Origin of the sequence: Streptococcus sp. GMD3S (assembly GCF_000298695.2) — a bacterium.
GTDB lineage: Bacteria > Bacillota > Bacilli > Lactobacillales > Streptococcaceae > Streptococcus.
Window position 1 is genome coordinate 103,456 of record NZ_AJRC02000005.1, and the last position, 11,986, is coordinate 115,441.

An 11,986-nucleotide genomic window follows, 5' to 3' on the forward strand; every position below is an offset into this window, starting at 1 on the left:
AAAGGGCGGGATTTTTCCTAGCCCTTTGTTTACAGATTGGACGACTAAGTCAAAACCCCTAGTTGCTATAATCTTGTAAACCAGCATATAAGGAAAAAATATGAATACAAAAATACTAGAAACCTTAGAATTTAATAAAATCAAAGCCTTGTTTGAACCGCATCTCTTGACAGAACAAGGTCTAGAGGAGCTAAAAGGCTTGGTTCCAACTGCCAAGGTGGATAAGATCAAACAAGCCTTTACAGAGATGGAGGAAATGCAAGCCCTTTTTGTGGAGCAACCCCACTTTACCATCCTAGCGACACGTGAGATTTCAGCTGTCTGCAAGCGTCTGGAGATGGGGGCGGATCTCAATATTGAGGAGTTCCTGCTCCTCAAACGAGTCTTGTTTGCTAGCAGAGAGTTGCAAAGTTTTTATGCCAATCTTGAAAATGTACGCTTGGAGCAGTTGGCGAGATGGTTTGAAAAACTGCATGAGTTCCCACACTTGCAAGGGAGTCTTCAATCTCTAAATGATGCAGGATTTATCGAAAATTTCGCCAGTGAAGAGCTAGCACGCATCCGTCGGAAAATCCATGATAGCGAGAGTCAAGTTCGAGATGTCTTGCAAGACTTACTCAAGCAAAAAGCGCAGATGTTGACGGAAGGCATAATCGCTAGCCGAAATGGCCGTCAAGTCTTACCAGTCAAGAACACCTATCGCAATAAGATTGCAGGTGTTGTCCATGACATCTCTGCTAGTGGTAATACGGTTTATATCGAGCCACGTGAGGTGGTCAAGCTGAGCGAAGAAATCGCTAGTCTGCGAGCTGATGAACGCTATGAGATGATTCGCATCCTGCAGGAACTATCGGAACGGGTTCGTCCTCATGCTGCTGAGATTGCTAATGACGCTTGGATTATCGGCCATCTGGATCTGATTCGTGCCAAGGTGCGTTTCATCCAAGAAAGACAAGCAGTTGTTCCTCAACTTTCAGAGAACCAAGAGATTCAACTCCTTCATGTTCGCCATCCTTTGGTCAAAAATGCTGTCGCGAACGATGTACACTTTGGTAAGGAATTAACGGCCATTGTCATTACAGGTCCCAATACAGGTGGGAAGACCATCATGCTCAAAACCCTGGGCTTGACTCAACTTATGGCCCAATCTGGCTTGCCAATCTTAGCTGATAAAGGAAGCCGTGTCGGTATTTTCGAAGAAATCTTTGCCGATATCGGGGATGAGCAGTCTATCGAACAAAGTTTGTCTACCTTCTCCAGCCACATGACCAATATCGTAGATATTCTTGGCAAGGTCAATCAGCACTCGCTCTTATTGCTAGATGAGCTCGGGGCTGGTACCGATCCACAGGAAGGAGCAGCCCTTGCTATGGCTATTCTGGAGGATCTTCGTCTGCGTCAGGTCAAGACCATGGCGACGACCCACTATCCAGAGCTCAAGGCCTACGGTATCGAAACAGCCTTTGTGCAAAATGCCAGCATGGAGTTTGATACAGCAAGTCTGCGTCCGACCTATCGCTTTATGCAGGGAGTTCCTGGCCGAAGCAATGCCTTTGAAATTGCCAAACGCCTGGGCTTGTCAGATGTCATCGTAGGAGATGCCAGCCAGCAGGTTAATCAAGATAATGATGTCAACCGTATCATTGAGCAATTAGAAGAGCAAACGCTTGAAAGTCGCAAACGCTTGGACAATATTCGTGAGGTGGAGCAAGAAAACCTCAAGATGAACCGAGCACTCAAAAAGCTCTATAATGAACTCAATCGCGAGAAGGAAACTGAGCTCAACAAGGCGCGTGAACAGGCTGCCGAGATTGTGGAACTTGCTCTAAATGAGAGTGACCAGATTCTCAAGAATCTTCACAGCAAGTCTCAACTCAAACCCCACGAAATCATTGAGGCCAAGGCTGAGCTGAAAAAACTGGCCCCTGAAAAAGTCTACTTGTCTAAAAACAAGGTCCTTCAAAAAGCCAAGAAAAAACGAGCTCCAAAGGTGGGAGATGACATTGTGGTCCTCAGTTATGGTCAGCGTGGAACCTTGACCAATCAACTTAAGGACGGCCGTTGGGAAGCCCAAGTCGGTTTGATCAAGATGACCTTGGAAGAGAAAGAATTTGACCTTGTTCAGGCCCAGCAAGAAGCCCTAGTCAAGAAAAAACAAGTCAATGTCGTCAAACGTGCATCTGGTCGTGGCCCACAAGCGAGACTGGATCTTCGTGGCAAACGGTACGAAGAGGCCATGAATGAGCTGGACGCCTTTATCGACCAAGCCCTGCTCAATAACATGGCGCAAGTCGACATCATCCACGGTATCGGTACGGGAGTCATCCGTGAGGGCGTCACCAAATACCTGCAAAGAAACAAGCATGTCAAGAGTTTCGGCTATGCTCCACAAAATGCTGGAGGCAGTGGCGCCACCATTGTAACCTTTAAAGGATAGAGAGAAGAAGGATTCACTCTTTCTGAAAAAAGAAGTGAAAAGTCAAAAAATTTCATAGAATATATTGACAAGGGCTAACTTTTCTTGTAAAATAATAAAAAATTAAATACCAACACCGAATGAAGTTTAATAGAAGTGGAGAAAGGTTTGTTTTCCATGACTGTAAATGGACGGAACTCTGGAGAGACCGTAAAGGCACCGAAGGGGCAAGGCAGGTAACTGCTCAAACTCTCAGGTAAAAGGACAGAGCTAGGATAGACCGCTTTTTGGCATTTATCTAAGCATTCCAGAGTACATGTATCTTGCATGTGCTCTTTCTTTTGGGGTTGAACGATAGGAGAAGGACATGTTAGAATTGCTTAAAGCGCTTGATGCTTTTGCTTGGGGGCCTCCCCTCTTGATCTTATTGGTCGGAACGGGTATCTATTTGACCATCCGACTGGGCCTTTTGCAGGTTACTCGTCTCCCTAAGGCCTTTCAGTTGATCTTTACCAAGGACAAGGGGCACGGCGATGTGTCGAGCTTTGCTGCTCTCTGTACGGCTCTAGCAGCCACAGTTGGTACGGGAAATATCATCGGGGTAGCGACAGCCATTAAGGTTGGAGGACCAGGGGCCCTCTTTTGGATGTGGATGGCGGCCTTCTTTGGGATGGCGACCAAATATGCCGAAGGCTTGCTTGCTATCAAATACCGTACTAAGGATGCAAATGGAGCTGTAGCTGGAGGACCCATGCATTACATCCTTTTGGGGATGGGAGAAAAGTGGCGTCCACTTGCTATCTTCTTTGCCCTAGCGGGTGTATTGGTAGCCCTTCTAGGGATTGGTACCTTTACCCAAGTCAATTCGATTACAGAATCCATTCAAAATACAGCCCAAGTTGATCCAGCAATCACAGCTCTGATTTTATCCATTTTTGTAGGGATTGCCGTTTTTGGTGGCCTCAAATCCATATCAAAAGTTTCGACAGCAGTGGTTCCTTTTATGGCTATTGTCTATATTTTAGGGACTCTTACAGTTATTCTCTTTAATATCGAGAAAATCCCAGCCACACTTGCCCTCATCTTTACTTCAGCCTTTAGTCCAACTGCTGCGGTAGGTGGTTTTGCAGGTGCCAGTATTCGGATGGCTATCCAGAATGGTGTGGCGCGAGGAGTCTTTTCGAACGAATCTGGTCTTGGTTCTGCTCCCATTGCAGCGGCTGCAGCTAAGACTAATGAGCCTGTCGAGCAAGGCTTGATTTCCATGACAGGAACCTTTATTGATACTTTGATTATCTGTACTCTGACAGGTCTGACAATCTTGGTAACTGGTGTTTGGAGTGGTGATTTGAATGGAGTTGCCTTGACCCAGTCAGCCTTTTCAACAGTTTTTTCACACTTTGGACCTGCTCTTTTGACCATCTTCCTTGTGCTCTTTGCCTTTACGACGATCCTCGGATGGAACTATTACGGAGAGCGCTGTTTTGAGTTTCTCTTTGGTGTTCGTTTTATCTGGCTCTATCGTGTAGTCTTTGTAGTCATGGTCTTGTTGGGAGGATTTATCGAGTTGGATATGGTTTGGATTATCGCAGATATCGTCAACGCCTTGATGGCTCTGCCAAACTTGATTGCCCTCTTGGTCTTGTCGCCAGTCGTCATTGCTGAGACTAAAAAGTATTTTAAACACTAACCCAATCACACTTTTAGTGTGATTTTTTCATTTCATAGACATTTCCTATCAAGGCGATTGAAAATATATATTATCCAAGGGGGAAATTCTATGATAGACTAAATGACAATAAAATGAAAAGAGGTTTCTTATGACAACATTTACCATCCACACAGTAGAATCAGCACCAGCAGAAGTGAAAGAAGTTCTTGAAACAGTACAAAAAGATAACAATGGCTATATTCCCAACCTAATCGGTCTCTTGGCTAACGCTCCTACCGCGCTTGAAGCCTACCGAACTGTCGGAGCCATCAACCGTCGCAATAGCTTAACACCAGTAGAGCGTGAAGTAGTGCAAATCACGGCAGCCGTAACCAATGGTTGCGCTTTCTGCGTGGCTGGACATACTGCCTTTTCAATCAAACAAATCCAGATGAATGATGATCTTCTCCAAGCCCTTCGCAACCGCACTCCGATTGAAACAGATCCAAAACTAGATACTCTAGCTAAGTTTACCTTGGCGGTCATCAATACCAAAGGGCGTGTAGGAGATGAAGCCTTGGCTGAATTTTTGCAAGCTGGTTACACGCAACAAAATGCCTTGGACGTGGTTCTCGGTGTTAGTCTTGCCAGCCTCTGCAACTATGCCAACAATCTAGCCAATACGCCTATTAACCCAGAATTACAACCGTATGCCTAGTTCGAATCAGAAAGAAAAAATGAAGACTGAGCAATCCAGTCTTCATTTTTCTATGCTATTTTAAGCGCTTTTATGCTATACTAATAATAACATGATTATTGGAGGCTCGGATGAAAAAGCTACCCTTAGTATTCTCTGGCTGTTTATTAGGTTTAGCAGGTGCAGGAAATCTGATTGCAGATACTTTGCCTGTTCTGTCGCATTTATTGAGCCTGACTGGTCTAGTGTTGTGGCTTTTCTTTCTGATTCTCCATCTTTTTAATTGGGAAGAAACCAAGCAAGAATTGACCAAGCCCCCTCTTTTATCTGGGATGGCCACTTTTCCTATGGCTGGGATGATTTTATCGACCTATGTTTTTCGCGTATTCCCTGCTCTTTCTTTGCTAGCACAAGGAATCTGGTGGTTTTCCTTTCTCTTGGATTTGGCGTTGATTGCTACTTTTACCATCAAATTTGCCTGTCCGGGTCGGAGGGTCAATGCGACTCCAAGTTGGACGGTACTCTATGTGGGAATAGCAGTAGCAGCCTTGACCTATCCTCTGGTAGGCATTATTGAGATTGCCTATGCGACCTTGAGTTTTGGTTTTGTCTTGACCTTCTATCTCTATCCGCTTATTTATAGCGATTTAAAGAAAGATCCACTCCCAGTGGCCTTGCTTGGACAGGAAGGAATCTACTGTGCTCCCTTTTCCCTACTCTTAGCTTCTCTAGTTCGAGTTGGAGGAGCAGGCCTACCGACTTGGCTCTTGATTGTCATGATTTTGGCATCTCAGTCCTTCTTTTTCTTTGTTTTAACTCGCCTGCCCAATATTTTAAAACAAGGCTTTCAACCAGCCTTCTCAGCCCTCACCTTCCCAACCATTATCACAGCTACTTCGCTCAAGATGGCTCAGGGGATCTTGAAACTTCCATTTCTGGATTATCTGGTGTTTGCTGAAACTGTTATATGCCTCACTATTTTATTCTTTGTCTTGGTTGGTTATCTGATTTGGTTACGAAAAAAGGTCTAGCTAGAAATAGCTAGGCCTTTTTTTATGGTTTGATAACTTCAGCTCCACCCATATATGGACGAAGTGCTTCTGGAATGGTTACAGAACCATCTTCATTTTGATAGTTTTCAAGAATGGCAGCCACTGTACGTCCAACTGCAAGTCCAGAACCGTTCAAGGTGTGAAGGAGTTTCACCTTGCCATCGGCTTCATCACGGTAACGGATTTGGGCACGACGGGCTTGGAAATCTTCTGTATTTGAACAACTTGAGATTTCACGATAGGTATTTTGGGCGGGAATCCAAACTTCCAAGTCATAAGTCTTGGCAGCTGAGAAGCCCATATCTCCAGTAGAGAGCGCAACGACACGGTATGGAAGGTTGAGTTTTTGAAGAATATTTTCAGCGTTTGCTGTCATTTTTTCCAATTCTTCGTATGATTCTTCTGGTTTGGCAAATTTGACCATTTCAACCTTGTGGAATTGGTGCAGACGAATCAAACCACGTGTATCACGACCAGCAGAACCAGCCTCAGAACGGAATGATGGACTCATAGCGGTAAAGTAGATTGGTAGGTCTTTACCGTCAAGGATTTCATCACGGTAGTAGTTTGTCAGAGGCACTTCAGCCGTAGGAATAAGGACATAATTAGTGTCTTTCAATTCAAAAGTATCTTCCTTGAATTTTGGATATTGACCAGTACCAAACATTGAGTCATGGTTAACCATGTATGGTGTGATGACTTCAGTATAGCCCTCTTTTCCATGCTCGTCCAACATAAAGTTGTAGATAGCACGTTCCAAACGAGCCCCAAGTCCTTTATAGAAGAGGAAGCGAGCACCAGTAACTTTTGCTCCACGTTCCCAGTCAAGGATACCCAAGTCTTCACCAAGATCCCAGTGAGCTTTTGGTTCAAAGTCAAACTCGCGCGGAGTTCCCCAACGGCGAACTTCCACATTATCGTCCTCATCAGCTCCAACAGGAACGCTGTCAGCTGGGATGTTTGGAAGAGTCGTGGTAAATTCTGTCAATTTAGCATCGATTTCCCCCAATTCAGCATCCAAGGCTTTGACTTCAGCAGATAGGGTTTGCATAGCAGCAATCTTGTCATCGGCATTTTCCTTGTTGCGCTTGGCTTGGGCAATCTCAGCAGAAACAGTGTTACGTTCTGCTTTTAGAGTTTCAACCTTGACCAAGATGTCACGACGTTTAGCATCGATTTCTTTCATCTCATTTAAGATAGCAGCATCTACACCACGTGTAGCTAATTTTTCAGCGACAGCATCAAAATCTGTACGAATACGTTTAATATCTAACATAAGAACTCCTTTATGAAAAAAAGCACACCTGACAAAGTGTTGGAGTGGCAGGGCCACGGTTCCATCCAACTTCACAGGTGTGCACTTGATTCTGTATTTAATTGTGAACAACGGTAGAATTTCACCTATCCCTCCTATCTGCTCGCAACACCCGCAGACTTTCTGAAAGAAGAGGATAACCTACTTATCCGTTGCTATGATTATACTAAAGTTTCTACTTTTTTGCAAATAGATTTTTAAGTTTTTGTCCAATGGTCTGGAGTAGAGTCGGAAGTTTCACGACCTTGTCGTTTCCTAATTTTTCCCGAGCGATTTTGAGGATAGCTCCAGAGTCTTTTGAAGCAAAGAGAAATTTTCCTTGATCAGTGAAGACTTCAAAGTGGCGGCTGATCTTGCGACCACTTACGTTGGCTCCGATTTGCTGAATGCTGGACCAGGGGATTTGGATATATTGTTCGACATTGACATCAGGATAAAACTCTAAGGCTTGATCCCCAACTAGAAATTTTCCAACTTTTCCAGAGATAGAGAGGTAAGATGTCCCAGTAGTTTGGAGGTCAATGACTTGATTGAGTGATTGGGCCATGATTAGTCTTCCTTACTTTCATCGAAAAAGGCATGATAGAGAGCCTTGATAGCGGCCTTCTCTTGCTCTTTATTGACAACAAACATGATGGAAACTTCGCTTGAACCTTGTGACATCATCTGGATGTTGATTTTATTCTCAGACAAAGCCCGTGTTGCAGTAGCAGTTACCCCGATATGACTCTTCATCTTTTCTCCAACAATCATAATGATGGAAAGGTCATGTTCGATTTCAGCATGGTCCACCTCAGCCTTTTGAACGAGTTGACGTAGAATTTCTTCTTCTTTGATAGGAGTCAATTCGCGGGAGCGGAGGATGATTGAAAGATCGTCGATACCTGTAGGCATGTGTTCCCAACCGATATTGAGATCCTCAAGGATTTGCAGAACCTTGCGACCAAACCCGACTTCACGGTTCATGAGGTATTTTGACATGTTGATGCTGACGAATCCTGAGTCACCTGCAATCCCTACTACTGGGAATTTATCACTACTGTGTTCTAAAACAATGCGTGTTCCTGGGTGGTCAGGGTTGTTGGTATTCTTGATGACAAGAGGAATTTTTCCTCGGTAGGCAGGAAGAAGGGCTTCGTCATGAAGAACTGAAAATCCAGCGTAAGCCAACTCACGCATTTCACGGTAGGTTAATTCAGGAATGGAGTGTGGTTGGTGGATAATACCAGGATGGGCAGCAAAGATACCATCTACGTCTGTAAAGTTCTCATAGAGATCAGCCTTAACACCTGCTGCAATGATAGAACCTGTAATATCTGAGCCTCCACGTGAAAAAGTACAGATTTGATTTTCCTTAGTCACACCAAAGAAACCAGGGATGACAAGGACTTCGTTGCTATCAGCCAAGCCTTCAATCTTGTCATAACTAGATGGAATGATGCGTGCGTTTCCTGGTTCACTTGTGACAACAATTCCAGCTTCTCTTGGGTGAACATAGCGTGCATCGATACCGTTTTGGTTAAAGTAGGCTGCAATGAGTTTGGCATTGTTATTTTCTCCAGCCGCTAGGAAGGTATCATAGAGAAATTCATTGTCCTCTATAGGAAGAGTTGCCAAGGCCCGAATGCTTTTAGAGATTTTTTCTAAAACAGCAGGTTTTAACCCAAGTTCACTAACCATAGCGGCATAACGGTCAATGATCCAGCTTTGGCTAGCACTGATGTCATTTCCAGCCACATAGTCACGATAGTATTTGATCAAGGCATCAGTTACCTTGGTATCTTCAGCATTGCGTTTGCCGGGTGCAGAAACGACTACAAAACGGCGTTCTTTATCACTTTTAACGATATTTAAGACTTTTTCTAACTGACCAGCAGAGGCAAGCGAGCTTCCGCCAAATTTTACAACCTTCATAAGGACTCCTCAAGTAAGTATTTTATACGATTATAGCAGAAAGAGGGGCATTTTTCAATGAAGAAAATAACTTCCTATTATAATAGAAGAAAACACTAACTTATTCTGAAAAGCGATAACGATTTAAAAGTAAGAGTGTCAAATTTTACTCACACTCATAAATGATGGGTAAATAATCAGCTGAGACACTTTCCTTTAGTTTTTCCTTGCCTCTTTATCCAAAAAAAGGTATACTTTGATAATAAAACAATTTTATTGCCTTATAAAAGAAAAGGAGAAGCTATGAATCATATCTTATATCAGATCGTAGATGATCTGGCTATCATTACTTTGAATCGTCCCGAAGTGGCAAATGGTTTCCATATCCCAATGTGTGAGGAGATTTTAGAAGCTTTGACTCTAGCAGAGCAGGATCAAGCTGTGCAGTTCATCTTGATTAATGCTAATGGGAAGGTTTTTTCAGTTGGGGGAGACTTGGTTGAGATGAAACGAGCAGTAGACGAAGATGATATCCCTTCTTTGAATAAGATTGCAGAATTAGTCAATACAATTTCTTTTAAAATCAAGCAAATTCCAAAACCTGTTTTGATGGAGGTAGATGGAGCGGTTGCTGGTGCTGCAGCAAATATGGCAGTAGCAGTTGATTTCTGTTTAGCGACTGACAAGGCAAAATTCATTCAAGCCTTTGTCGGAGTTGGATTGGCGCCAGACGCTGGTGGGATTCATCTCTTGAGTCGTAGTATCGGGGTAACACGGGCTGCACAACTTGCCATGACAGGTGAAGCTTTGACTGCTGAAAAAGCGCTAGAATGGGGCGTGGTATACCGTGTTTGTGAAGTTGACAAATTAGAAAAAACAAGAGAACAGGTTCTGAAAAAATTAAGAAGAGGTTCAGCAAACTCATACGCAGCGATTAAAAAGTTAGTTTGGGAAAGTCAATTCAAGGATTGGCAGAATTATGCCGAATTAGAATTGAAACTACAAGAATCGTTATCTCTAACTGAAGATTTCAAAGAAGGGGTTCGAGCGCATTCTGAAAGAAGAAGACCAAAATTTACAGGAATGTGAAAAAATACTTGCACAATTTTTTGAAGTTTGTTATACTTCTTTTATCAAATGTTTTGATTGTAAAAGTTTTTTGAGGGGGAGGGAAACGATTTGGACTACCAACAAGTAAATGATTATCTAACATCTATTTTTAATAACGTCCTTGTGATTGAGGAGGTTAGCTTACGAGGTAGTCGATTCAAAGACATCTCCATCAAAGAAATGCACACGATCGATGTGATTGGGAAGTTCCCGGAGGCAACGCCAAGTAAGGTTTCCAAAGAACTGATGGTAACTCTTGGAACAGTGACGACGAGTTTGAATAACCTGGAGAGAAAAGGTTATATTGAGCGTATTCGTTCTGACCAAGACCGTCGAGTGGTCTATCTGCATTTGACAAAGCAAGGTCGTTTGGTTCACCGCCTTCATAAACGATTCCACAAGGCTATGGTCGAAAAAATCATCGATGGCATGAGCCCTGAGGAAAAAGAAGTCATGGGCAGAGGTTTAACGAACCTTTATCAATTTTTGGAGGATTTGAAATAATGGCTTTTGCAAAAATAAGCCAGGTTGCTCATTATGTTCCAGAGCAAGTGGTCACTAATCATGACTTAGCCCAAATCATGGACACAAGCGATGAGTGGATTTCAAGTCGGACAGGAATTAAACAGAGACATATCTCAAAATCAGAGTCTACAAGTGACTTGGCGACAGAAGTTGCTAAGAGCTTGCTGGCTAAAGGGAGCTTAACAGCGGATCAGATTGATTTTATCATTGTAGCGACGATTACCCCAGACTCGATGATGCCTTCCACAGCAGCTCGAGTTCAGGCAAATATCGGAGCGCATAGAGCTTTCGCCTTTGATCTGACAGCAGCTTGCAGTGGCTTTGTATTCGCTCTCTCAACTGCAGAAAAGTTTTTAAGTTCTGGACAGTTCAAAAAAGGGATTGTTATCGGGGCTGAAACCTTATCCAAGGCAGTTGATTGGTCAGATCGTTCAACAGCTGTTCTCTTTGGGGATGGAGCTGGTGGGGTTCTCTTGGAAGCGAGCGAAACACGGCACTTCCTTGTGGAAAGTCTCTATACAGATGGCTCTCGGAGCGAGTGTTTGACCTATGGTCAAACGGCTTTGGCTTCTCCTTTCTCGGATCAAGAAGCAGTTCCTGCTTTTTTGAAAATGGATGGACGAGCAGTTTTTGATTTTGCAAATCGTGATGTTGCTAAATCGATCAAAGGAACCATTGAAAATGGTCCAATCGCAGCATCGGAATTGGATTATCTCTTGCTTCATCAGGCAAATATCCGCATTTTGGATAAGATGGCTAAGAAGATCGGCGTAGACCGAGACAAGCTTCCTGCCAATATGATGGAGTATGGAAATACCAGTGCAGCAAGTATCCCGATTTTACTCTCAGAGTGTGTGGAGAATGGCAAGATTCGTTTAGATGGTAGCCAGACGATTCTCCTATCAGGCTTCGGTGGAGGTTTGACATGGGGCACACTCATTCTTACAATCTAGGTAATCATGTGGTAAACACATAGTTATAAATTTTTTATATTTTAAAGGAGTCCTATCATGGCAGTATTTGAAAAAGTACAAGAAATTATCGTTGAAGAACTTGGGAAAGACGCATCAGAAGTAACACTTGAATCTACTTTTGATGATTTGGATGCAGATTCATTGGACTTGTTCCAAGTAATCTCTGAAATCGAAGATGCTTTCGATATCCAAATCGAAGCAGAAGATAACTTGAAAACAGTTGGTGACTTGGTTGCCTACGTTGAAGAGCAAACAAAATAATTAACATATTACTAGAAGGAGTAGGGGAAACCCACTCCCTCTTGTTTAGGTAATAGTTTGAAACTCAAATGATAAACTCGTCGAACTATTAC

11 protein-coding genes and 1 riboswitch are annotated in these 11,986 nt (G+C 43.2%); of the genes, 8 read left to right on the forward strand and 3 right to left on the reverse strand.

All coding sequences use genetic code 11. The features are described from left to right. Positions 1-100 precede the first annotated feature (100 nt). The 4 genes from GMD3S_RS0203770 (at position 101) to GMD3S_RS0203785 (ending at position 5,795) form a co-directional block, all read left to right on the forward strand. Entirely contained in the window at positions 101-2,437 is a 2,337-nt protein-coding gene (locus GMD3S_RS0203770) for an endonuclease MutS2 (protein ID WP_001092930.1), read from the forward strand. A 168-nt stretch (positions 2,438-2,605) separates the two neighbouring features. Next, positions 2,606-2,694: riboswitch (glycine riboswitch) on the forward strand. An 89-nt stretch (positions 2,695-2,783) separates the two neighbouring features. Then, a complete protein-coding gene (locus tag GMD3S_RS0203775; protein ID WP_000891440.1) occupies positions 2,784-4,106 on the forward strand; it encodes an alanine/glycine:cation symporter family protein in 1,323 nt (440 codons plus the stop codon). A gap of 130 nt (positions 4,107-4,236) precedes the next feature. Next, a complete protein-coding gene (locus GMD3S_RS0203780) occupies positions 4,237-4,785 on the forward strand; it encodes a carboxymuconolactone decarboxylase family protein (protein ID WP_000206775.1) in 549 nt (182 codons plus the stop codon). A 110-nt stretch (positions 4,786-4,895) separates the two neighbouring features. Next, positions 4,896-5,795 carry a TDT family transporter gene (locus tag GMD3S_RS0203785; protein ID WP_000735936.1) on the forward strand — a complete coding sequence of 300 codons (900 nt, stop codon included), beginning with the start codon at positions 4,896-4,898 and terminating at the stop codon, positions 5,793-5,795. 22 nt (positions 5,796-5,817) lie between these two features. Here GMD3S_RS0203785 and serS read toward each other — a convergent pair whose 3' ends face one another. The 3 genes from serS to GMD3S_RS0203800 all read right to left on the reverse strand — a co-directional run bounded on the left by serS (position 5,818) and on the right by GMD3S_RS0203800 (position 9,045). After that, positions 5,818-7,092 carry a serine--tRNA ligase gene (serS, locus tag GMD3S_RS0203790; RefSeq protein ID WP_000884221.1) on the reverse strand — a complete coding sequence of 425 codons (1,275 nt, stop codon included), beginning with the start codon at positions 7,090-7,092 and terminating at the stop codon, positions 5,818-5,820. Positions 7,093-7,306: 214 nt separating this feature from the next. After that, on the reverse strand, positions 7,307-7,678 hold the full coding sequence (locus GMD3S_RS0203795) for a DUF956 family protein (RefSeq protein WP_000079379.1): 372 nt from the start codon (positions 7,676-7,678) through the stop codon (positions 7,307-7,309). Between the two features lie 2 nt (positions 7,679-7,680). Next, positions 7,681-9,045, reverse strand: a complete 1,365-nt coding sequence (locus GMD3S_RS0203800; protein WP_000869633.1) for an aspartate kinase — start codon at positions 9,043-9,045, stop codon at positions 7,681-7,683. Between the two features lie 282 nt (positions 9,046-9,327). On the opposite strand from GMD3S_RS0203800, the gene GMD3S_RS0203805 reads away from it, so the two are divergent. The 4 genes from GMD3S_RS0203805 (at position 9,328) to GMD3S_RS0203820 (ending at position 11,894) form a co-directional block, all read left to right on the forward strand. After that, on the forward strand, positions 9,328-10,113 hold the full coding sequence (locus GMD3S_RS0203805) for an enoyl-CoA hydratase (RefSeq protein ID WP_001015588.1): 786 nt from the start codon (positions 9,328-9,330) through the stop codon (positions 10,111-10,113). Between the two features lie 90 nt (positions 10,114-10,203). After that, the gene (fabT, locus tag GMD3S_RS0203810) at positions 10,204-10,638 is read left to right on the forward strand and encodes a fatty acid biosynthesis transcriptional regulator FabT (RefSeq protein WP_000386338.1); all 435 of its coding nucleotides are present in this window, start codon (positions 10,204-10,206) and stop codon (positions 10,636-10,638) included. Further along, positions 10,638-11,612, forward strand: a complete 975-nt coding sequence (locus GMD3S_RS0203815; protein WP_000852965.1) for a beta-ketoacyl-ACP synthase III — start codon at positions 10,638-10,640, stop codon at positions 11,610-11,612. The genes fabT and GMD3S_RS0203815 overlap by 1 nt, the downstream gene beginning before the upstream one ends. Positions 11,613-11,669: 57 nt before the next feature. Further along, entirely contained in the window at positions 11,670-11,894 is a 225-nt protein-coding gene (locus GMD3S_RS0203820) for an acyl carrier protein (RefSeq protein ID WP_000257840.1), read from the forward strand. Positions 11,895-11,986: the final 92 nt, after the last annotated feature.